We start from the raw sequence: 20,028 nt of genomic DNA on the forward strand, positions 1-20,028 counted from the left end.
CGAACCAGCCTACGCCAGCCTTTTCGCACCGAGGACGTCAGGCCGTGAACGCGCCCACCAGCAGCCCCGCGAAGGCACCGGCCAGCAGGAACGGGCCGAACGGGATCGCCGTCTTCCGCCCCGCGCGCCGGGCCAGGAGGAGTGCGCCGCCGTAGAGCGCGCCGAACAGGAAGCCGGCGAAGGTGCCGAGCAGCACGGTGGGCCAGCCGTACCAGCCGAGCACGGCGCCCAAGCCCAGGGCCAGCTTCACATCGCCGAAGCCCATGCCGGACGGGTTGAGGAGATGGAGCACGAAGTAGCCGCCGCCGAGGGCGAGGGCGCCGTAGAGCGCGGTGAGCCAGTGGCCCGTGTGCTCGGGCAGCAGCGCGGTGAGGCCCAGCAGGGCGAGCGCTGCGGCGGCGAGCGGCAGGGTCAGCGGGTCGGGCAGCCGCCGCACCCGCAGGTCGACCGCGGCCAGCAGCACCCCGGCGGGCGCGAGCAGCAGCCACACCGCCAACTCGGGCCGGGTGCCGGTGGCGGCGGCGAGGGCGGCACAGGTGAGGGCGGTGGCACCGGCGAGGAGGAGGACGGAGGGGGCGTAGGGCAGGCCCGGCGTGGACGGCGCGTCCGATACCTCGGGCGTGTCCGGCACCTCCGGCGCGTGCGGCACCTCGGACGCGTCCGGCGCGTGCGGCACCTCGGACGCGTCCGGCGCGTGCGGCACCGACGGCCGGGCCTGCGCGCGCCCCTTCTCCCCCGCACGCCCCTTCTCCCCCGCGCACCTCCCGCACCCGCGCGTTCCCAGCCAGCCTCGGAGGGGGTGGCCGCCGGGGCAGTGGTCGTGCCAGGGCCGGCCGGGCGGTACGGCGAAGCGGTACGCGGCGCGGGGCAGCACCGCGCCCGCCAGCGCGCCCCACAGCGCGGCGGCGACCACCAGCGCCGGCGTGCCGCTGTCACCCCAGGCCGCGCTCACGTGGTCGGGCCTTCCGTCGAACTCGGCGTGCTGCGCGGGGCCATGGCGGTGTCCTCGAAGGTGGCCGGAAGGGCGCCGGACAGCCTACGGACCATCCGACCGGGCCGCTATCGGACTCTCGACATCCGCGAGGTCGGGTTGCCCTCGTCCGAACTGTCCGACGTGTACGTCAGATCGTCGCCGACCGGGGTCAACTCCACCTGGTGTGCGGCGGGGTCACAGCCGGCGTGGTTGCCGGCGGCACCCACCGAGGTGGTCAGCAGCCGGCTGCCGGTCGCCTCCTTCAGGTAGAGGATGTCGTCGCAGACCGCGCCGAGCTGGTCGGTCTGCCGGAGACGTCCCACCACCTGGCCGGCGCGCGCCTGCTGGACGGTGAGCCGGAAGGTGCCCATGGGCAGGGTGCCGCCGAGCCCGCTGGCCTGGCCCTCCCAGGTGCCGAGGTAGCGGGCGGGGACGGTCCCCGGCTGGTCGCTCTTGCCACCGGGGCTGCTGGCGGCGGCGCTCGGGCCCGGGGAGTGCGCGGTGCCACCGCCGCTCGGTGTCGGGGAGTACGCGCTGCCGCCACCGCTGGGTGCCGGGGAGTGGGTGCTGGCGCCGCCCGCGCTCGTGTCGTCGCCGCCCGGGTGGAACCAGGGTCGCAGCAGGACGCCGAGGCCCACGGTGGCCACGGCCAGGGCTCCGGCGATCGCCAGCGCCACCGTGCAGCTCAGCCGGCGGCCGCGGCCGCCGTCCGCCGGTGCGGAGGCCGCCGCCACGCTGAGCGAGACCCGTCCGGGCGGCGGTACGTCCCCGGGGGCCGGGACGACGGTCGACGCACCGGTGGGGGCGCTGCCTGTGCCGCTCTCCGGGGCACCGGCCGCCATGACGGGAGCCGGCCCGAACCGCCCGGCGGGGGGCGGCGGGAGGGGCGGGCCGGCGTCGGCCCCACCGGTGGTCCCGGAGGCGGCCGGGGACTCGCCGGGACCGACCGAGAGGTTGCCGAAGCGCACCGGTCCCGACCGTGCCTCCTCCCCCGTCCGATCCCCCGTGTCCAGGTTGAGCAGGCGTACGGCGCCGCGGCTGACCTGTTCCACCAGGGGGCCCGGCAGCCAGCCGCCCGCGACCAGGTGGGCGGTGCCTTCGGGGGCGAGCCGCCGGCTCAGCTCGGCGGGCGCGGGCCGGGCCGCCGGGTCCTTGGCCAGACAGGCCGCCACGATCTCGCGCATCTCGCCGCGCAGGGAGCCGAGTTCGGGCTCCTCGTGGACGACCTTGTACAGCAGCGCGGCCGAGGAGTCGCCCCGGAAGGGCGGTTCGCCGTCGGCCGCGCACGCGATCACCGCGCCGAGGGAGAAGACGTCGGCGGCGCCGGTGACGCCTTTGCCGAGGATCTGCTCGGGCGCCATGTAGCCCGGGGAACCGATGGAGACCCCGGTGGAGGTCAGGGACGCCGTGCCGTCCATGGCCCGGGTGATGCCGAAGTCGATCAGCAGGGGGCCGTCCAGGGTCAGCAGGACGTTGGACGGTTTCACGTCGCGGTGGACGAGACCCAGCTCGTGTACGGCCGTCAGCGCCTCGGCGAGGCCGGCGCCCAGGGCCCGCACGGTGTGCGCGGGCAGCGGTCCGCCGTCGGTGACGGCCGCCGCGAGGGAGGGACCGGCCGCGTAGGCCGTGGCGACCCAGGGCACCGGGGCCTCCGGGTCCGCGTCCAGGACGGGCGCGGTCCAGGCGCCGCCGACCCGGCGCGCGGCCTCCACCTCGCGCCGGAACCGGGCGCGGAACTCCTCGTCCAGGGCGAAGTGCGGGTGCACGATCTTCACGGCGACCGTACGACCGCCCGAGCTGCGGCCGAGGTAGACCCGGCCCATCCCACCGGAACCGAGCCGGCCGAGCAGCCGGTAGGGCCCGATCTCGGCCGGCTCGTCCGCTTCCAGCCGCCGCATGGCGCTCTCCCCCCCGATGCCCCGACGCCGCCCCTGCCCCCCCGGGTGCCGTCGGCGCCTTGTGTACGGCAGCGTAGTGATTCGCGCTTACGGACGCAGCAGGTCCACCCGCACGTCCGCCGGGAAGCCGGTCGTCGGGCCGACCCGGCGGGCGAACTCGGCGACGGCCTCCAGCTGGGGCGGCCCGAAGCTGAAGTCGAGCGTGGTGAAGTACTGCTCCAGGGTCGCCTCGTCGAAGGCCTCCCAGCGGGCCGCCTGCTCGGCGACCTTGCCGACCTCCTCCAGGGAGAGGTTGCGCGACTCGAGGAAGGCCTCGTGGACCTGGCGGGTGATGGCCGGCTCGCGCTCCAGGTAGTCGCGCCGGGCCGCCCAGACCGCGAAGACGAACGGCAGGCCGGTCCAGTCCTTCCACAGCGCGCCGAGGTCGTGCACCTCCAGACCGAAGCGCGGGCCGTCGAGGAGGTTCGCGCGCAGGGCGGCGTCGCCGATCAGGACGGCGGCGTCCGCCTCCTGCATCATCAGGCTGAGGTCGGGCGGGCACGTGTAGTACTCGGGCCGCACGCCGTAGCGCTCGGCCAGCAGGAGCTGGGCGAGCCGGACCGAGGTGCGGGAGGTCGAGCCGAGCGCGACCCGGGCGCCGTCGAGCCGGTCGAGGGGGACCTGGGAGACGATCACGCAGGACATGACGGGGCCGTCGCAGCCGACGGCGATGTCGGGGAAGGCGACCAGGTCGTCCGCGTGCTTGAGGAACTCGACCAGGGTGATGGGCCCGATGTCGAGGTCGCCGCGCACCAGCTGTTCGTTGAGCTTGTCCGGGGTGTCCTTGGTCAGCTCGAAGTCGAGGAGCGTGCCCGTTCTCGCGAGCCCCCAGTAGAGGGGCATGCAGTTCAGGAACTGGATGTGGCCGACGCGCGGCCGGGTGCGGGAATTGTCCACATCGCGACAGTAGACCCCGCGCCGGAGCGCGCACGGACCGGCCCCGCCGCCGAACAGGCTGGCGAAGATTCAAACCTCCGAGTGAAGTGATCTTGACCTCTATTGCTTTCAGGTGCCCGCGTGCTAGGCTCGCCGCAAGTTGCAGTTTGGTTTCCCTTGCAGTACAGAGCCTGCGGAGCATGTGACCGCGGGCTCTCGTCGTTTTCAGACGAATGCAGTTGTGCAGCACCGTTTCGCACGTGCAGGTTCTGGAGCAGGGCAACCCTTTTGAGCCCAAGGAGGGCTTATGGCTACCGGAACCGTGAAGTGGTTCAACGCCGAAAAGGGCTTTGGCTTCATCGCCCAAGAGGGCGGCGGCCCCGACGTCTTCGTTCACTACTCCGCGATCAACGCCAGCGGCTTCCGCTCCCTCGAGGAGAACCAGGCCGTGAGCTTTGACGTGACGCAGGGCCCGAAGGGTCCGCAGGCGGAGAACGTCACCCCCGTCTGACCTCTGCCTGATCGCAGAACCTGAGTGCAGTACCCAAGGAGCCCCACGCCTTTCGGCGACGGGGCTCCTGCCTTTTCGTTAGGGTCGCCGGTCATGGCCGACACCCTCGACTTCCTCGCCGCCACCCGCACCTTCTACGACGCCGTCGCCGAGGACTACTCCGCCCGCTTCCGGGACGTGAGCCTCGGTACGCCGCTGGAGCGCGCCCTCCTCGGCGCCTACGCCGCGCTGGTCGGGCCCGGCGCGCGGGTCGCCGACCTCGGCTGCGGGCCCGGGCGGGTCACCGGCCACCTCGCCTCCCTCGGTCTCGACGTCTTCGGCCTCGACCTCTCCGCGTCCATGCTGGCCGTCGCCCGCCGTGAGAACCCCGGGCTGAGCTTCCAGCAAGGCTCCATGCTGGACCTCGCCGTCGCCGACGGCGCGCTCGCCGGGGTCGTCTCCTGGTACTCCAGCATCCACACACCCGTGGACCGGCTCCCGGCCCTGTTCGCCGAGTTCCACCGCGTGCTGTCTCCCGGGGGGCACCTGCTGCTGGCCTTCCAGTGCGGAGAGCGGCCCCGGCGTCACGAGCGGCCCTGGGGGCACCCCGTGGCGCTGGACTTCCTGCGGCGCCGCCCCGAGCGGATGGCCGAGCTGCTGGGCGACGCCGGTCTCGCCCTCCGCTCCAGCACCGTCCGCGAACCGGACGAGGCCCTCGGGGAGTCGGTCCCGCAGGCGTTCCTGTTCGCCCGGAAGAAACGCTGACCAGGCCAGGCCGCCCGACGACCCGTACAGCAGACGTACAGCACCCGTACGACTACGCTCGGTCGCCGAGTCTCCCCTGGTCAGGGTAGGGAGAACCGACCACGCTCGGTGAGGTGAACGCAGAGATCCCCACCCCCGCGACCGAACTCACGCAACGCCTGAGTTCCACCCCGCGCGGGGCCCGCCTGGCCCGCCGCCTCACCGCCCACCAGCTCGCCACCTGGGGGTATCCGCACGACAGCGAACCCAACCGCACCGCTCAGCTGCTCGTCGCCGAGCTGGCCGCGAACGCCGTCACCCACGGTCGTGTCCCGGGTCGGGACTTCCGGTTACGGCTGTTGCTGCTGCCCGGCGCGGACACCGTGCGTATCGAGGTGAGCGACCCCCGCGCCGACCGGGTCCTGCGGTTCCTGACCGGAGACCTGGAGGCCGAGGCCGGCCGGGGCCTGATCGTCGTACAGGTGCTCGCCTCGCTGTGGGGGGTCGCCGAGCGGGACGTCGGCAAGACCGTCTGGGCGGAGCTGGCCCTCAGCCCGCGGCAGCGGCCCGGCGCTCCACGACCATGTCCGCGAAGGCCCGGGCCGGCGGGTTGAGCGCGTCCCAGCGGCGGACCGCCCAGCCGACGGGGAGCGGGCGCAGCCCGGGCAGCGGCACGAGGCGCAACGGACCCTCGCCCGGAACGGGCAGACCGGGTACGGCGGGTACGACCGCGCGGCCCGCTCCCACCTCGGCCAACAACAGGGCCGTGTCCCAGTCGGCCACGCTCGGCTCGTAGGTGAGCCGTACGCCCGACTCGGCGCAGGCGGCGTCGAGTTGGGCGGCCGACGTGGAGTTGGGCGGCAGCCGGATGAGGCGGACGTCGGTCAGGTCGGCGGCCGTGAGCCCGCGCCGCCCGGCCAGTGGGTCGTCCTCGCGGACGGCGAGCACCCAGGGCAGCTCGACCACCGTGCGCTGCTCGATGCCCCGTACCGGCGGGCCGATGGTGATCCAGGCGAGGTCGAGGGTGCCGTCGGCGAGGGCGTCGAAGGTTCCCCGACCCGAACTGACCGTGCGGAACTCCAGGTTGACAGCGGGGTGACGGCGGCGGAAGGCGACCACCGCGTCGGACATGAAGTGCCGGACCGTGGTGGCGCCGGTGGCGACGCGGACGTAGCCGCTGTGGCCGTCGACCAGATCGCGCAACTGCCGTACGGCGAGGTCCAGTCCGGAGATGCCCTCGGCCGCGGCGGCCTCCAGGATGCGCCCCGCGCGGGTCGCCACGACGCCTCGCGGCCGGCGTTCGACCAGGGCCACACCGGTCTCCCGCTCCAGTCGCCTGACGTGCTGGCTGACCGCGGACTGGGTGCAGCCCAGTTCACGGGCGACGGCACTGAGGCTGCCCGCGCGGCACACGGCCACGAACACACGGAGGTCGTCCAGGGTCACAACACCCAAGCTAACACTTGGGGTTGGCGACAAAACCCAAGGATTGACTGGCTTCAGGGGGCGTACGAGAATTTTCCCGGGCCGCGACCGACCCAGGCGGCAACCCGCTCCCGCGCCCGCCGAGTCCGGACGAGGCGGGCTCGCACGGGAGCGGGTGCCGACCATCTTCCGGGCGGCGCTTCCCGGCGGTGGTGCGGCTCAGCGCTCGTACAGGCCCTCCACCTCGCGCGCGAAGTCCCGCATGATCTGTTCCCGCCGCAGCTTCATCGACGGGGTCAGATGGCCGAGCGCCTCGGTGAAGTCGCCCGGCAGCACGGCGAACCGGCGGATGGACTCCGGCCGGGACACCATCTTGTTGGCCTCGTCCAGCGCCCGCTGGAGGACGGCCCTCAACTCGGGGTCGTCGAGCAGGAGTTCCGGCGGGACCGGATGCTTGCCGATCATCTGGCGCCAGTGGGTGAGACCGTCGGGGTCGAGCGTGAGCAGGGCCGCGACGTAGGGGCGGCCGTCGCCGACGAGCATCACCTGGGAGATCAGCGGGTGCTGGCGCAGCCAGTTCTCCAGCGGGGCCGGGGCCACCGACTTGCCGCCGGCCGTGATCAGCAGCTCCTTCTTGCGGCCGGTGAGGGTCAGATAGCCCTCGTCGTCCAGTTCGCCCAGGTCACCGGTGGCCAGCCAGCCGTCCTGGGTCGCCGGGACGACCCCGCCCGCCTGTGGGTCCCAGTAGCCGCGCAGCACGTGGTCGCCGGCGAGGAGGATCTCGCCGTCCGCCGCGATCCGGACCCGGGTGCCGGGCAGGGGCCAGCCGACCGTGCCGAGACGGGGCTTCAGGGGCGGGGTGACCGTGGACGCCCCCGTCGTCTCCGTCAGGCCGTACCCCTCGAAGATCTGGACGCCGGCACCGGCGTAGAACGCGGCGAGGCGCCGGCCGAGCGGGGAGCCGCCGCAGATGACGTGGCGGACCCGACCGCCCATGGCGGACCGGATGCGGCGGTAGACGAGCGGGTCGTAGAAGCTGCGGGCCGTCTTCAGGGCCCGTCCCGGGCCATGGCCGGTGCCGGCCTGCCGGGCCTCGACCGCCTCGCCGTAGCGCTGGGCCACGCCCGCCGCCCGGTCGAAGACCGTCGCCCGGCCGCCCGCCTCGGCCGTGGCCCGCGCGGAGTTGTAGATCTTCTCCAGCATGTAGGGGATGGTCAGCAGACAGGTGGGCCGGAAGGCGGCCAGGTCCGGGAGGAGGTCCTGCGGCGCCAGACTGGGCGCGTGGCCGAGGCGCACCCGGGCGCGGACGCAGGCGACGGCCACCATCCGGCCGAAGACGTGGGACATCGGCAGGAAGAGGAGGACCGACGGCTCCTCGTCCCGTGCCTTGAACACCGGGTAGAGCAGCTCGATGGCGTTGTCGACCTCGGCGAGGAAGTTGCCGTGCGACAGGGCGCAGCCCTTGGGGCGGCCCGTGGTGCCCGAGGTGTAGATGAGCGTGGCGAGCGTGGCGGGACCCATCATGCCCCGGCGTACGGCGACTTCGCCGTCCGGCACGTGGGCGCCCCTGTCGGCGAGTTGTTCCACGTGCCCCTGGTCCATCACCCAGACGTGTCCGAGGTCGGGCAGATGCTGGAGTTCCGGGCCGATGGCGGAGGCGTCGGCCGTCGTCTCGGTGACCAGGGCGACCGCGCCGGAGTCGTGCAGGATCCACCGGGTCTGGAAGACGGAGGAGGTGGGGTACACCGGGACGGTGACCAGGCCGGCCGCCCACGCGGCGAAGTCGAGCAGGGTCCACTCGTAGCGGGTGCGGGCCATCACCGCGATCCGGTCGCCCGGTCGCAGCCCCTCGGCGATCAGCCCCCTGGCCACCGCGAGCACCTGCTCGGCGAAGCTCGCGGCCGTCACGTCGGTCCAGCCGCCGTCGGGCAGCCGGCGGCTGAGCACGATCGCGCCGGGGTCCGCCTCGGCGTTGTCGAACGGCAGGTCGGCCAGCGAGCCGTGGGTGACCGGCGCGGCGAGCGGCGGTACGGACACCTCCCGTACGGCCCCGTCCAGCCGCTGGATGCGGGGCTCCACCAGGACCGGACGGCCGTCGTAGTCGATGCCCGAGACGGGGGCACCGGAGGAGACCGCAGCACCGGAGGAGACGGGGGCGTTCGGGTACGGGGTGGTCACGGGCGGCTCCTCAGGCGTGCGGCGGCGCACTGCTTGCTGCATGACGTACGTGTCCCATGTGGCGAGGCGTTCACCGGTGGCGGGCCGCAACGGGGGTTACCGCCGGTCAGGCAGGTGATGGTACGGGTCCGTCGTGGGGGGCTTGTGCGGGTTCGGGGCGGGTCCGGGGCCAGGGCTGTGCAGCCTCACGGGCGTTCCAGGGCCGCCGCCACACCCGCCGCGTTCCGCCGGACGCGGTCCGCCGGCGGCAGGCCCCGCTTCTCCGGGCGGCGAGCGTGGCCGGCACCTGGGAGGCGAACGCCTCATCGACCTCGACCAGGCCGAAAAGGGGACTCATCTCTCCACGTGCTCCTGACCCGTGACAGTGGCTCACCTTGGCTTACCTCCGGTAACCTTACTCCAGAGTAAGCAGAAGTCAGCCCCTCGGAACCGAGTCGCGCGGGAGTCGCACATGGCCGACCGCTATCTGAGCTTCACCGGCACGGCGCCCGGCCGTCTCCTCGCCCGGCGCCTGGGCCTGCCCCAGCCGGTCGAGCTGAGCCGCCGGTCGCCCGAACGGCCCGCGCCGGACGGACCGTTGCCACACCTCACGGCCGGGAAGTCCGCCCTGGCCCTCGCCTCCGGCGCGGTCGAGGGCCAGGTCGTCCGCGTCTGCGGGCAGAGCCTGCCGGGGGCCTGATGAGCGCCGTCACGCTGCACTCCGCGCCCGCGCTGGCCCCGCTGCTGGCCCGGGGTGCCCTGCGCTCCCCCTTCAAGCGTCCCGGCCCGGACGCGGAGTTCCCGCGCACCCGTCTGGTGCTGCCGGGCCTGCGGGTCGATCTGGCGAAGCTCGCCGCGTACGAGCGGGTGTGCGGGTTCGCCGCGGCCGCCGACGGGTGCGCCGGCGTGGACGCGCTGCCCGTCACCTACCCGCATGTCCTCGGCTTTCCGCTGGCCATGCGGCTGATGAGCGGCCGGGACTTTCCGCTGCCGCTGCTGGGGCTGGTGCACACGTCCATCGAGATCGTCCGGCGCGCCGAGGTGCCCGCCTCCGGGGAGTACGAACTCGCCGTCCACATCGACGGTCTCGCTCCGCACCGGCGTGGCACCGAGGCCACCGTGGTGACCGGGCTGCGCGCCGACGGCGACCTCGTGTGGGAGTCGCGCAGCACGTATCTGTCCCGGCACGGCGCGGGGGATGGTGTGGCACCTGCGGCACCGGGCGCGGTGGTGCGGGAGGTCGAGGCGACGCCTCTGCCCGTTCTCGCCGAGTGGCGGCTGGCCGAGGATGTGGGGCGGCGGTACGGGGCGGTCTCCGGTGACCGCAATCCCATTCATCTGCATCCGCTCACCGCCCGTCTCTTCGGGTTCCCGCGGGCCATCGCGCACGGGATGTGGACGGTGGCCCGCTGTCTGGCGGCGCACGGCACGCCGGGGGCGGCGGTGGTGCGGGCCGGGTTCCGGGCGCCGGTGCTGTTGCCCGGGGCGGTGGCCTACGGCGCGGACGGCTCCGGTCGGTTCGATCTGCGCGGCGCGGGAGGGAAGTTGCACCTTGCCGGGGAGGTGCGGGCGCTGGGCGGCGGGGTGCGGGGGTGACGCGGGCCGCGCTGTCGGGTGCGGGTGCGTGGTGGGGTTTCGCGCAGTTCCCCGCGCCCCTGAGGGGGGCGGGGCGAGCGTGCGGTGACGGGTGCGGGTGCGTCGTGGTTCTCGCGCAGTTCCCCGCGCCCCTGACCGGGGCGAGCGTGCGGTGACGGGTGCGGGTGCGTCGTGGGTTTCGCGCAGTTCCCCGCGCCCCTGACCGGGGCCGGCGTGCGGTGACGGGTGCGGGTGCGTCGTGGGTTTCGCGCAGTTCCCCGCGCCCCTGACCGGGGCGGGCGTGCGGTGACGGGTGCGGGTGCGTCGTGGTTCTCGCGGAGTTCCCCGTGGCCCTGACGGGAGCGGCGGCGCGTCGTTGCTCGGGGGGCTATGAGGCCGGGGTCCAGGGGTGGCCTTGTAGGAGGTTGGATAGGCCTGACCAGGCGAAGTTCATCAGGGTGGAGGCCGCCTGGCGGGCGGTTACGCGGGGGTTGGTGTTGGCCCAGGCGGCCAGCGACTCCGCCGCGCCGACCAGGGCCTCGGCGAGGCCGGCGACCTCACGCTCGGAGGGATCGGGGACCCGGTGGGCCTCCCGGGCGGCGTCGGCGATCAGACGGGTGACGAACGCGACGATCTCCGCACGCATCGCGGCGACCTCGGAGGCGAACGGCTCACCGTGCGTGCGGGCCTGCAGATGCAGCACGGACCAGCCGTCGGGATGCGCGGCGGTGTGCGCGAAGAACGCCCGTAGCCCCTCCCACAGTTGCCGGTCGGCGGGGAGGTCCGGCCGTACACCGGTGCGCACCGCCTCGGTCAGGGCGGCGGCCTCCCGGCGGATGCAGGCCGTGAAGAGGTCTTCCTTGCTGTTCAGGTACAGGTACACCAACGGCTTGGACACGCCCGCCAGTTCGGCGATCTCGTCCATCGACGCGGCCCTGTATCCACGCCGGCCGAAGATCCGTACGGCGGCGTCGAGCATCTGCCGCTCCCGCACCGCACGCGGCATCCGCTTGGTCTTGACGGCACCCATGGGGCAAGCCTAATCGGGGTCCGGGACACCACCCGGAATCGCCCGATAGGACCGATACGACCGCTTGGTCAGGAAGGCTGGCCCTGCGCGTGAACGCCGTCTTCGGCGCCGTCCTCCGCCGCGCGGTTGGCGTCCAGGTTGGCCTTCATCCGGTCCACCCTGCCCGCGACCCGCGCCGAGGCACGGTCCCGCTCCCCGCGCAGCACCACCCAGCTGATCGGCGCCGAGATCACCATGGCGAGCAGCAGGAGCCACAGGAAGTTGGCGTTGCCGTAGCCGCGCGGGAAGATGCCGGAGTAGACGGCTCCCCAGACGACCACGAGGCAGCCGGCGAAGATGCCGAGGCGCATCAGCGTGTAGCGGAGCATCTCAATCCACTCTTCCGTGTCGTAGGTCGGACAACCCATATCGGGCATCGTCCAGTGAAGCACGCCCGGCCCGGGGCCTCGGCGGCGGGTGGGACGGCTCAGGCCAGCGGCAGCAGCATGGTGATGTCGTCGCGGTCGTCACCGGGGGCCACGCGGATGGCGTCGGGCACCCGGCCGACCTCCTTGTAGCCGCAGGAGGCGTAGAAGCGCTCCAGGCCCAGGCCGCCGCGGCAGCCGAGCCGTATCGCGTCGATGCCCTCGAAGCCGCGGGCCGCGTCCGCCGCGGCCGCCATCAGCTCGCGCCCGTGGCCCCGGCCCTGGTGACGGGGGTGGACCATCACCGTGTAGAGCCACAGCCAGTGCCGCTGCAACCGGTGTCCGTTGAAGGAGAAGAAGGCGGTGGCGGCCACCTCGCCCGCCTCGTCGTGCCCGACCAGCAGCCGGTGCCGGCCCTCGGCCATGGCCGCGAGGTGACGCACCAGGTCGGGGCGTATCTCCTCGCGGTTCACGGGAGCCACGAAGCCGACGGCCCCGCCCGCGTTGGTCACGTCCGCCCACAGGTCGAGGATGCCGTCGCGCAGGGCGGGCGTGACGGCCGGATCCAGGGTGAAAGTAAGGGGCATGGGCGCATACTATCCATTACCCCGCAGCGTGCCCTCCAGGGCTTCGCCCGTCTTCAGGGACGCGGTGTGCCGTCCGTCACCCCAGGGCCCGTGCGGCCACCTCCAGATCGGCCACCAACCCTCGCAAGGCGCTCTCCCGGTCGTCCGAGCGCAACACGGACGACGGATGCACCGTGGGGAGCAGCCGCTCCGCCCGGCCGTGGATCTCCCGCTCCAGCAGCGTCCCGCGCACCTCGCCGACCCGGAACGACGAACCCAGCAGCGCCTTTCCGGCCGTCGCGCCCAGCACCACGATCAGCTCGGGCCGCACGATCGCCAGCTCCGCCGCGAGCCACGGCCCGCACGCGGACATCTCCCGCAGGCTCGGCGCCTTGTGGATCCGGCGCCCCCGCGGCTCGCCCCGGGTGAACTTGAAGTGCTTGACGGCGTTGGTGACGTACGCCTCCGCCGGATCCAGGCCGGCTTCGGCGAGGGCGCGGTCGAGGAGCTTGCCCGCGGGGCCGACGAAGGGCTTGCCCTGCCGGTCCTCCTGATCGCCGGGCTGTTCACCGACGAGCAGCAGCCGGGCGCTCGCCGAACCCTGCCCGAAGACGGTCTGGGTGGCGTCCCGGTGCAGCGGGCAGCCGCGGCAGTTCGCGGCGGCCTCGCGCAGGGTGGGCAGGCCGCCGTGGTCCGGCACGAAGGGCTCCGCGGTGTAGGCGTCCTCGGGTGTCCTCGGCTTCGTGACGGCCATGCCGGGCGGGTACCCCTGGTTCCGGCGCGGAACCAGGGGCGCGCGGGCCGCGGCCCGGCGGCGGGGGTCAGAGCCGCATCGGCTGCGGGGACTCGCGGCGGGCCGGGTCGGCGCCCTCGTACTCGCGGATGATCTCGTAGCGCGTGTTGCGCTCCACCGGGCGGAAGCCGGCGTCGCGGATCAGGTCGAGCAGGTCCTCACGGGTCAGCTTGTTCGGCGTGCCGTAGTTGTCGGCGTCGTGTGTGATCTTGTACTCGACGACCGAGCCGTCCATGTCGTCCGCGCCGTGCTGGAGGGCCAGCTGGGCGGTCTGCACACCGTGCATCACCCAGAAGACCTTCACGTGCGGGACGTTGTCGAAGAGCAGCCGGGAGACGGCGAAGGTCTTCAGGGCCTCGGCGCCGGTCGCCATCTGCGTGCGCGCCTGGAGCCGGTTGCGGACCTTGCCGTCCTGCACGTCCACGAAGTCGTGCTGGTAGCGCAGCGGGATGAAGACCTGGAAGCCGCCGGTCTCGTCCTGCAGTTCCCGCAGCCGCAGCACGTGGTCGACGCGGTGGCGGGGCTCCTCGATGTGGCCGTAGAGCATGGTGCACGGGGTCTTCAGCCCCTTCTCGTGCGCCAGGCGGTGGATACGGGACCAGTCCTCCCAGTGGGTGCGGTGGTCCACGATGTGCTGCCGGACCTCCCAGTCGAAGATCTCCGCGCCGCCGCCGGTCAGCGACTCCAGTCCGGCGTCGATCAGCTCGTCCAGGATCTCGCTCGCGCTCAGCCCGGAGATCGTCTCGAAGTGGTGGATCTCCGTGGCCGTGAACGCCTTCAGCGAGACGTGCGGCAGCGCGGCCTTCAGCTCGCGCAGCGACCGGGGGTAGTACCGCCAGGGCAGGTTCGGGTGCAGGCCGTTGACGATGTGCAGCTCGGTGAGGTTCTCCGACTCCATCGCCTTGGCGAGCTTGACGGCCTCCTCGATGCGCATCGTGTACGCGTCCTTCTCGCCCGGCTTGCGCTGGAACGAGCAGTAGGCGCAGGAGGCCGTGCATACGTTGGTCATGTTCAGGTGCCGGTTGACGTTGAAGTGCACGACGTCACCGTTCTTGCGGGTACGCACCTCGTGCGCGAGGCCCCCCAGCCAGGCCAGATCGTCCGACTCGTACAGCGCGATGCCGTCCTCGCGGGACAGCCGCTCACCGGAGCGGACCTTCTCCTCCAGCTCGCGCTTGAGCCCGACGTCCATGGCAACACCTTTCTACGACAGCTCGGCCCACGGTATCCCTAGACCTCTTCGGGCAACTCCCCGACCCGGTTCTCCCACTTCGTGGAGAGCACGATCGTGGTACGGGTCCGGGACACGCCCCTGGTCCCGCTCAGCCGACGGATGGTCTTCTCCAGACCGTCCACGTCCGTCGAGCGCACCTTGAGCATGAAGGAGTCGTCGCCGGCGATGAACCAGCAGTCCTCGATCTCCGGCAGGTCCCGCAGCCGCTGCGCCACGTCCTCGTGGTCGGCGGCGTCCGAGAGCGAGATGCCGATCAGCGCGGTGACGCCGAGACCGAGCGAGGGCGAGTCCACCGTGGCGCGGTAGCCGGTGATGACCCCGGCCGCCTCCAGCCGGTTGATGCGGTCGGTGACGCTGGGTCCCGACAGGCCGACGAGGCGCCCCAGCTCCGCGTAGGAGGCCCGGCCGTTCTCCCTCAGGGCCTGGATGAGCTGCCTGTCCACCGCGTCCATGCGATCGAAGCCTTCCGCTGAAGAGTTGCGAAGTGTGATGAGAGGTGTTGCGCCGGGCGCTACTGGTCGGGCCTGCCGCCGCCCAGTTCGCCCCGCCACCGCCGGTACAGGTCGTGCCCGACGCCCGCCGCGTCCAGCACGCGCCCGGCGACGAAGTCCACCAGATCCTGGATGTGGGTGGCCCCCGCGTAGAAGGCGGGCGACGCCGGCAGCACCGAGGCACCGGCCTCGTCCAGCGCGACCAGGTGCCGCAGGGTCTGCCCGTTCAGAGGGGTCTCGCGCACCGCGACGACCAGCGTCCGGCGCTCCTTCAGGGTGACGCTCGCCGCCCGCTGCAACAGGTCCTTGGACAGCCCGAGCGCCACTCCGGCCACGCACGCGGTGGAGGCCGGCACGATGAGCATCCCCTTCGCCGGGTACGACCCCGAGGACGGGCCCGCCGCGAGATCGCCCGCGCCCCAGTACCGCACCCCGTCGACGTCCACCTCGAAGGTCCCGGGCTTGCCGTCCGCCCCCAGGGCCAGCCATGCGCGCAGGTCCTCCTGCCAGTGGGCGTCCCGGAACGAGATCCCCGTCTCGTCCAGCAGCGTCAGCCGCGAGGCCCGGCTGACCACCAGGTCGACCGCTTCCCCCGCCCCCAGCAGCGCCCGCAGCACAGCGGCCGCATACGGCGTCCCGGAAGCTCCGGACACCCCCACGATCCAAGGCGCGCGCTGCGATTCTCCTGCGTTCACACCTTGAGCGTACCGGCGGGTCGCCCAGGACTCAGGCCGGGTGCCGCGCCGCGGGGCCGGCCGTCGGGCGGGAGGCGGGCACGGCGGGTGCTCAGGCGGTCAGACCGCGCGTCAGCAGGTCCAGCAGCGCGCACACGAACAGGGCGATGCCGATGAAGCCGTTGACCGAGAAGAACGCCCGGTCGAGGCGGGACAGGTCGTGCGGGCGGACGATGCGGTGCTCGTAGACGAACGCTCCCGCCACGATCGCCAGGCCCAGCCAGAAGAACGGGCCGGCGTGGGTGGCCAGGGCGTACCAGACGAACAGGCCCGTCGTCACCGTGTGGCAGGCGCGCGCCCCCCAGATCGCGGCCGGGACGCCGAAGCGGGCCGGGACCGAGCGGACACCGATCTCCCGGTCGGTCTCGACATCCTGGCAGGCGTAGATCAGGTCGAAGCCGCCGATCCAGACGCCCACGGCGAGTCCGAGGATCACCGCGTCCCAGGACCAGGAGCCGGAGATGGCCAGCCAGCCGCCGATCGGGCCCATGGCCTGGGCGAGCCCCAGGATGGCCTGCGGGAAGTTGGTGAACCGCTTCCCGTAGGGGTAGACCACCATCGGGATCACCGCGACCGGCGCCAGCGCCAGACAGAGCGGGTTGAGCAGGGCCGCGGCGCCGAGGAAGACCACCAGCGCGACCAGGGCGCCCGTCCAGGCGTGCCGGACGGACATCGCGCCCGTCACCAGCTCGCGGTGCGCGGTGCGCGGGTTGCGGGCGTCGATCTCGCGGTCGATGATCCGGTTGACCGCCATCGCGAACGTGCGCAGTCCGACCATGCAGACCGTGACCAGCAGCAGCCGGACCCAGTGGATGTTCTCGTCCCACTCGTACATCGCCGTGAGCGCGGCGATGTAGGCGAAGGGCAGCGCGAAGACCGAGTGCTCGATCATCACCAGGCGCAGGAACGCCTTGGTGCGTCCCGGCTGCGGGATGGCGGCGGACGCGGAGGTCACAGCCCGTACTCCTTCCAGCGGCGGTCCACCAGGGCCGCCGTATCCGGGTCCGACAGGACCATGTCCGGCCACCCGCCGTCGCGGGTGTAGCCCTCCTCCGGCCACTTCCTCGTGGCGTCGATACCCGCCTTGCCGCCCCAGAACTGCTGGTAGGAGGCGTGGTCGAGATGGTCGACGGGGCCTTCGGCGACCGTGAGGTCGCGGGCGTAGTCCGTGTTGCCGAGGGCGCGCCAGGCGACCTCGTGCAGATCGTGGACGTCGCAGTCGGAGTCCACCACCACGATCAGCTTGGTCAGGGACATCATGTGCGCCCCCCAGATCGCGTGCATCACCTTCTGCGCGTGCTTGGGGTACTTCTTGTCGATCGAGACGATCGCGCAGTTGTGGAAGCCGCCGGCCTCGGGCAGGTGGTAGTCCACGATGTCCGGGACGATGATCTTCAGCAGCGGCAGGAAGAAGCGTTCCGTGGCGCGGCCGAGGGGGCCGTCCTCCGTGGGCGGCCTGCCGACCACGATCGACTGGAGCAGCGGGCGCTTGCGCATCGTCACGCAGTCGATCGTCAGGGCGGGGAACGGCTCCTGCGGGGTGTAGAAACCGGTGTGGTCGCCGAACGGGCCTTCCGGCAGCATCTCGCCGGGCTCCAGCCAGCCCTCCAGGACGACCTCGGCGTTCGCCGGGACCTGGAGCGGGACCGTCTGGCAGTCGACCATCTCGATCCGCTTGCCCGCGATGAACCCGGCGAAGAGGTATTCGTCGATGTCGCCGGGGAGCGGGGCGGTGGAGGCGTACGTCACGGCGGGCGGACAGCCGAAGGCGATGGCGACGGGCAGCCGCTCGCCCCTCTTCGCCGCGACCTGGTAGTGGTTGCGGCTGTCCTTGTGGATCTGCCAGTGCATGCCGATGGTGCGCTTGTCGTGGCGCTGGAGCCGGTACAGGCCGAGGTTGCGGATGCCGGTCTCGGGGTCCTTGGTGTGGGTCAGGCCCAGGTTGAAGAAGGAGCCGCCGTCCTTCGGCCAGGTGAACAGCGCCGGGAGCCGGTCCAGGTCGACCTCGTCGCCCCGCAGGACGACCTCCTGTACGGGCGCGCTGCCGGGCTTCACCTTCTTCGGCGGCACGTGCGCCATCGCGCCGAGCTTGCCGAACGCCTCGCGGACGCCGACGAAGCCGTGCGGCAGCTCGGGCCGCAGCAGACCGCCGATCTTCTCGGAGATCTCGCCGTACGACTTCAGGTCCAGCGCCTTCAGCAGCCGCCGGTCGGTGCCGAAGACGTTCATCGCGAGCGGCATCGCGGAGCCCTTGACGTTCTCGAAGAGCAGCGCCGGGCCGCCGGATTTCTGCACCCGGTCGACGATCTCCCCGACTTCCAGGTAGGGGTCCACCTCGGCCTTGATGCGCTTGAGGTCGCCCTCGCGCTCCAGCGCCCGCAGCAGGGAGCGAAGATCGTCGTAAGCCATGCCTCCCAGTATCGGCCACCCGCCTGCCCGCACCGGTCACCGGGGCGGCTCCGGCGGCACCGGGGCGGCTGGAATACTCGTCGATCATGAGACGTCCCGGTCGCTTACGGTTCCTCGCGCTGCTGTCCGTACTCGCCGCGTGCTCGCCCGCCCAGGAGACGGGCGGCTCCGCCGGCTCCCCGCCGGACCGGGTGCCGGCCGCCGACCGCCGTGCCGCGCCGGACCTCTCCGGCACCACCCTCGACGGCCGGCCGGCCCGCCTGTCCGACTACCGCGGCAAGGTCGTCGTCCTGAACGTGTGGGCCTCCTGGTGCGGGCCCTGCCGCGCCGAGGCACCCGAACTCTCGCGCGCCCAGCGCCATCTGGCGGCGCGGGGGGTGCGGGTGCTGGGCGTGGACACCGATGCCGAGCGGTCGGCGGGCCGGGCGTTCCAGCGCGACCACGCGTTGGCCTACCCCAGCCTGCACGACCCCGGCGGCCGGCTGCTCACCCGGCTCCCCCGCGGCTACCGGCCCGTGGGGCTGCCCTACACGCTGGTCATCGACCGGGACGGCAGGATCGCGGCCCTGCGCGTCAGCGGCGTCACGGAGGCCGAGGTGCGCGACGTCACGCGTCCGCTGCTGCGCGAGAAGGCGCACCGGGCGCGCTGAACGTCAACCGCCGCTCACACAGTGGTCGTCGAGCGGCAGGGAAGCGACCAGCCGGCTCAGGTCCGACAGCACGGTGTCGGTGTGCCCTGCCGAGTCCGCGATCGACACCTCCACGGCCGGCCGTCTGCCGTAGGTGACGAGGAGCTTGCGGCCGCCGTGGGACCCGGCCTCCCGCAGTACCCAGTCGACCCCGTCCACGGCGAAGCACGGGTCCGTCGTCGGGGCCGGCGGGATCAGGCCGCAGCGCAGCCGCACCGTCCCGTGACCCCACACCGCGAGTCCCTCGAAGGTGACCGGGTCGAGCCGGTCGCCGTCCAGCCGGTCCGGGTAGTGGCCGGCGATCCGAGCGCAGCCCGGATCCTTCGCCAAGGGGCCCTGCCGCAGACCGAACACCGGCGAGGACAGTTCCCGGGCCACCAGCACCCCCGCGACGAGCAGGCCGCCCGCCGCCAGCCCGGCCGCCGCCCGTCTCCTGCGCGCACGTAACCCCATGGCCCCCTCCGACGAACCGCGATCACGGAGCGTCCATCATGGCCACCCGCTACCCTGGCCCGGTCACCGGGGCCGTCTCACATCGTCGGGAGAGCGCACGACCATGCTCAGGTATCTGCCGTTCCTGCTGGTCCTCGCGCTGTGGATCTACGCCTTCGTGGACTGTCTGAACACACCCGAGGAAGAGGTCCGCCATCTGCCGAAGGTGGTGTGGGTGATCGTCATCTTGCTCTTCGGCGAGGTCCTGGTCGGCCCGGTCGCCTGGCTGATCACCGGCAGGACCCGCCCCGTGAACGGCCCCGACCCCGCGCAACGGCGCCACGGCACCACGGCCGGCTGGGTGGCCCCCGACGACAACCCCGAGTTCCTCAAGTCCCTGGAGAAGCAGGACAAGAAGGACGACCCGAAGAACAACGACTGAGCCCCGGCATCCGTCCCGGGACCCAAGTACGGCCCCGCCGCGCGCCCTTGACTGCTTGCGGCCGACGATCACCCGGGGTTGTTGCCCGGTCGTCCGGCGCGTCGCACAGTGGGGGAATGGACGAATCGCGGGTGCGTGCCTGGCTCGGTGTCGCCGTCGAGGAGGCCCGTGCTGGGCTCGCCGAGGGGGGCATCCCGGTGGGGGCCGCGCTCTACGGCCCGGACGGTGAGCTGCTCGGCCGGGGCCGCAACCGCCGGGTCCAGGACGGCGACCCCTCGACGCACGCGGAGACGGCGGCCTTCCGAGCGGCGGGACGGCAGCGCACGTACCGCGGCACGACCATGGTCACCACCCTCTCCCCCTGCTGGTACTGCAGCGGCCTGGTGCGCCAGTTCGGCATCTCCCGGGTGGTGGTCGGCGAGGCCACCACCTTCCACGGCGGGCACGACTGGCTGGCCGCCCACGGAGTGGAGATCGTGCTCGTGGACGACGCCGAGTGCGTGGCGATGATGCGCGCCTTCGTCGAGGACCATCCGGACCTGTGGAACGAGGACATCGGCGTGTGAGCCCCGCTCCCCGGAGGGTCACCGCCGCTTAATCACATCCGCGTTCGGCCTGCCACCCGTT

At 72.7% G+C, this 20,028-nt stretch carries 22 protein-coding genes and 1 pseudogene; 8 read left to right on the forward strand and 15 right to left on the reverse strand.

The window, feature by feature from the left end; all coding sequences use genetic code 11:
* Positions 1-37: 37 nt before the first annotated feature.
* From ACIBA9_RS25085 to ACIBA9_RS25095, 3 genes are all read right to left on the reverse strand, one after another.
* Positions 38-952, reverse strand: coding sequence for a prepilin peptidase (locus ACIBA9_RS25085; RefSeq protein WP_399366300.1), 915 nt, complete (start codon positions 950-952; stop codon positions 38-40).
* A 107-nt stretch (positions 953-1,059) separates the two neighbouring features.
* Positions 1,060-2,871 carry a protein kinase gene (locus ACIBA9_RS25090; protein ID WP_399366302.1) on the reverse strand — a complete coding sequence of 604 codons (1,812 nt, stop codon included), beginning with the start codon at positions 2,869-2,871 and terminating at the stop codon, positions 1,060-1,062.
* Positions 2,872-2,958: 87 nt separating this feature from the next.
* Positions 2,959-3,807 carry a menaquinone biosynthesis protein gene (locus ACIBA9_RS25095; RefSeq protein WP_362154895.1) on the reverse strand — a complete coding sequence of 283 codons (849 nt, stop codon included), beginning with the start codon at positions 3,805-3,807 and terminating at the stop codon, positions 2,959-2,961.
* A 286-nt stretch (positions 3,808-4,093) separates the two neighbouring features.
* On the opposite strand from ACIBA9_RS25095, the gene ACIBA9_RS25100 reads away from it, so the two are divergent.
* The 3 genes from ACIBA9_RS25100 (at position 4,094) to ACIBA9_RS25110 (ending at position 5,634) form a co-directional block, all read left to right on the forward strand.
* Positions 4,094-4,297: a cold-shock protein gene (locus ACIBA9_RS25100; protein ID WP_003998944.1), complete on the forward strand. Its 204-nt coding sequence runs from the start codon at positions 4,094-4,096 to the stop codon at positions 4,295-4,297.
* Between the two features lie 93 nt (positions 4,298-4,390).
* Complete coding sequence (locus ACIBA9_RS25105; RefSeq protein ID WP_399366304.1) at positions 4,391-5,041, forward strand: methyltransferase domain-containing protein; 651 nt, start codon at positions 4,391-4,393, stop codon at positions 5,039-5,041.
* A 113-nt stretch (positions 5,042-5,154) separates the two neighbouring features.
* Positions 5,155-5,634, forward strand: coding sequence for an ATP-binding protein (locus tag ACIBA9_RS25110; protein WP_399366306.1), 480 nt, complete (start codon positions 5,155-5,157; stop codon positions 5,632-5,634).
* On the opposite strand, the gene ACIBA9_RS25115 is transcribed toward ACIBA9_RS25110, so the two are convergent.
* Positions 5,570-6,466, reverse strand: coding sequence for a LysR family transcriptional regulator (locus ACIBA9_RS25115; protein ID WP_399366308.1), 897 nt, complete (start codon positions 6,464-6,466; stop codon positions 5,570-5,572). The two genes, ACIBA9_RS25110 and ACIBA9_RS25115, sit on opposite strands and share 65 nt — an antisense overlap.
* 198 nt (positions 6,467-6,664) lie before the next feature.
* Complete coding sequence (locus ACIBA9_RS25120) at positions 6,665-8,623, reverse strand: AMP-dependent synthetase/ligase (protein ID WP_399366310.1); 1,959 nt, start codon at positions 8,621-8,623, stop codon at positions 6,665-6,667.
* Positions 8,624-9,074: 451 nt separating this feature from the next.
* Here ACIBA9_RS25120 and ACIBA9_RS25125 point away from each other — a divergent pair.
* Positions 9,075-9,242 (forward strand): annotated as a pseudogene (locus ACIBA9_RS25125) (short chain dehydrogenase); the annotation flags it as partial.
* A gap of 59 nt (positions 9,243-9,301) precedes the next feature.
* Positions 9,302-10,198: a MaoC family dehydratase gene (locus ACIBA9_RS25130; protein WP_399366312.1), complete on the forward strand. Its 897-nt coding sequence runs from the start codon at positions 9,302-9,304 to the stop codon at positions 10,196-10,198.
* Positions 10,199-10,565: 367 nt separating this feature from the next.
* Here ACIBA9_RS25130 and ACIBA9_RS25135 read toward each other — a convergent pair whose 3' ends face one another.
* The 9 genes from ACIBA9_RS25135 to ACIBA9_RS25175 all read right to left on the reverse strand — a co-directional run bounded on the left by ACIBA9_RS25135 (position 10,566) and on the right by ACIBA9_RS25175 (position 17,838).
* Positions 10,566-11,207 (reverse strand): TetR/AcrR family transcriptional regulator, encoded by a 642-nt coding sequence (locus ACIBA9_RS25135; RefSeq protein WP_399366314.1) that lies wholly within the window; start codon positions 11,205-11,207, stop codon positions 10,566-10,568.
* A gap of 68 nt (positions 11,208-11,275) precedes the next feature.
* Entirely contained in the window at positions 11,276-11,575 is a 300-nt protein-coding gene (locus tag ACIBA9_RS25140) for a DUF4229 domain-containing protein (protein WP_399366432.1), read from the reverse strand.
* A 98-nt stretch (positions 11,576-11,673) separates the two neighbouring features.
* The gene (locus tag ACIBA9_RS25145) at positions 11,674-12,198 is read right to left on the reverse strand and encodes a GNAT family N-acetyltransferase (RefSeq protein ID WP_399366316.1); all 525 of its coding nucleotides are present in this window, start codon (positions 12,196-12,198) and stop codon (positions 11,674-11,676) included.
* A 76-nt stretch (positions 12,199-12,274) separates the two neighbouring features.
* Positions 12,275-12,931: a UdgX family uracil-DNA binding protein gene (locus tag ACIBA9_RS25150; RefSeq protein WP_399366318.1), complete on the reverse strand. Its 657-nt coding sequence runs from the start codon at positions 12,929-12,931 to the stop codon at positions 12,275-12,277.
* Between the two features lie 67 nt (positions 12,932-12,998).
* Positions 12,999-14,162, reverse strand: coding sequence for an aminofutalosine synthase MqnE (mqnE, locus tag ACIBA9_RS25155; RefSeq protein WP_399366320.1), 1,164 nt, complete (start codon positions 14,160-14,162; stop codon positions 12,999-13,001).
* 38 nt (positions 14,163-14,200) lie between these two features.
* Positions 14,201-14,656, reverse strand: coding sequence for an Lrp/AsnC family transcriptional regulator (locus ACIBA9_RS25160; protein WP_399366322.1), 456 nt, complete (start codon positions 14,654-14,656; stop codon positions 14,201-14,203).
* A 59-nt stretch (positions 14,657-14,715) separates the two neighbouring features.
* A complete protein-coding gene (locus tag ACIBA9_RS25165) occupies positions 14,716-15,390 on the reverse strand; it encodes a UbiX family flavin prenyltransferase (protein ID WP_362154865.1) in 675 nt (224 codons plus the stop codon).
* A 91-nt stretch (positions 15,391-15,481) separates the two neighbouring features.
* Positions 15,482-16,384 carry a menaquinone biosynthesis prenyltransferase MqnP gene (gene mqnP / locus ACIBA9_RS25170; RefSeq protein WP_362154862.1) on the reverse strand — a complete coding sequence of 301 codons (903 nt, stop codon included), beginning with the start codon at positions 16,382-16,384 and terminating at the stop codon, positions 15,482-15,484.
* Positions 16,381-17,838 carry a menaquinone biosynthesis decarboxylase gene (locus ACIBA9_RS25175; protein ID WP_399366326.1) on the reverse strand — a complete coding sequence of 486 codons (1,458 nt, stop codon included), beginning with the start codon at positions 17,836-17,838 and terminating at the stop codon, positions 16,381-16,383. The genes mqnP and ACIBA9_RS25175 overlap by 4 nt, the downstream gene beginning before the upstream one ends.
* Before the next feature lie 86 nt (positions 17,839-17,924).
* Between ACIBA9_RS25175 and ACIBA9_RS25180 the strand changes: the two genes are divergently transcribed.
* Positions 17,925-18,488 carry a TlpA family protein disulfide reductase gene (locus ACIBA9_RS25180; RefSeq protein ID WP_399366328.1) on the forward strand — a complete coding sequence of 188 codons (564 nt, stop codon included), beginning with the start codon at positions 17,925-17,927 and terminating at the stop codon, positions 18,486-18,488.
* A gap of 3 nt (positions 18,489-18,491) precedes the next feature.
* Here the strand turns inward: ACIBA9_RS25180 and ACIBA9_RS25185 are convergent, their stop codons facing one another.
* The gene (locus ACIBA9_RS25185) at positions 18,492-18,980 is read right to left on the reverse strand and encodes a DUF3515 family protein (protein ID WP_399366330.1); all 489 of its coding nucleotides are present in this window, start codon (positions 18,978-18,980) and stop codon (positions 18,492-18,494) included.
* A 103-nt stretch (positions 18,981-19,083) separates the two neighbouring features.
* Between ACIBA9_RS25185 and ACIBA9_RS25190 the strand changes: the two genes are divergently transcribed.
* Together ACIBA9_RS25190 and ACIBA9_RS25195 are read left to right on the forward strand one after the other, a co-directional pair.
* Positions 19,084-19,401, forward strand: coding sequence for a PLD nuclease N-terminal domain-containing protein (locus ACIBA9_RS25190; protein ID WP_399366332.1), 318 nt, complete (start codon positions 19,084-19,086; stop codon positions 19,399-19,401).
* 116 nt (positions 19,402-19,517) lie between these two features.
* A complete protein-coding gene (locus tag ACIBA9_RS25195) occupies positions 19,518-19,967 on the forward strand; it encodes a nucleoside deaminase (RefSeq protein WP_399366334.1) in 450 nt (149 codons plus the stop codon).
* Positions 19,968-20,028: the final 61 nt, after the last annotated feature.

Source organism: Streptomyces sp. NPDC051452 (assembly GCF_044454765.1).
Classification (GTDB): domain Bacteria; phylum Actinomycetota; class Actinomycetes; order Streptomycetales; family Streptomycetaceae; genus Streptomyces.

Bases quoted from the DNA above. Each gene is read 5' to 3' on its own strand.
- ACIBA9_RS25090 (WP_399366302.1), bottom strand. From the start codon at position 2,871: ATGCGGCGGCTGGAAGCGGACGAGCCGGCCGAGATCGGGCCCTACCGG.
- ACIBA9_RS25100 (WP_003998944.1), top strand. From the start codon at position 4,094: ATGGCTACCGGAACCGTGAAGTGGTTCAACGCCGAAAAGGGCTTTGGC.
- ACIBA9_RS25105 (WP_399366304.1), top strand. From the start codon at position 4,391: ATGGCCGACACCCTCGACTTCCTCGCCGCCACCCGCACCTTCTACGAC.
- ACIBA9_RS25130 (WP_399366312.1), top strand. From the start codon at position 9,302: ATGAGCGCCGTCACGCTGCACTCCGCGCCCGCGCTGGCCCCGCTGCTG.
- ACIBA9_RS25135 (WP_399366314.1), bottom strand. From the start codon at position 11,207: ATGGGTGCCGTCAAGACCAAGCGGATGCCGCGTGCGGTGCGGGAGCGG.
- ACIBA9_RS25140 (WP_399366432.1), bottom strand. From the start codon at position 11,575: ATGCTCCGCTACACGCTGATGCGCCTCGGCATCTTCGCCGGCTGCCTC.
- ACIBA9_RS25145 (WP_399366316.1), bottom strand. From the start codon at position 12,198: ATGCCCCTTACTTTCACCCTGGATCCGGCCGTCACGCCCGCCCTGCGC.
- ACIBA9_RS25150 (WP_399366318.1), bottom strand. From the start codon at position 12,931: ATGGCCGTCACGAAGCCGAGGACACCCGAGGACGCCTACACCGCGGAG.
- mqnE (WP_399366320.1), bottom strand. From the start codon at position 14,162: ATGGACGTCGGGCTCAAGCGCGAGCTGGAGGAGAAGGTCCGCTCCGGT.
- ACIBA9_RS25160 (WP_399366322.1), bottom strand. From the start codon at position 14,656: ATGGACGCGGTGGACAGGCAGCTCATCCAGGCCCTGAGGGAGAACGGC.
- ACIBA9_RS25175 (WP_399366326.1), bottom strand. From the start codon at position 17,838: ATGGCTTACGACGATCTTCGCTCCCTGCTGCGGGCGCTGGAGCGCGAG.
- ACIBA9_RS25180 (WP_399366328.1), top strand. From the start codon at position 17,925: ATGAGACGTCCCGGTCGCTTACGGTTCCTCGCGCTGCTGTCCGTACTC.
- ACIBA9_RS25185 (WP_399366330.1), bottom strand. From the start codon at position 18,980: ATGGGGTTACGTGCGCGCAGGAGACGGGCGGCGGCCGGGCTGGCGGCG.
- ACIBA9_RS25190 (WP_399366332.1), top strand. From the start codon at position 19,084: ATGCTCAGGTATCTGCCGTTCCTGCTGGTCCTCGCGCTGTGGATCTAC.
- ACIBA9_RS25195 (WP_399366334.1), top strand. From the start codon at position 19,518: ATGGACGAATCGCGGGTGCGTGCCTGGCTCGGTGTCGCCGTCGAGGAG.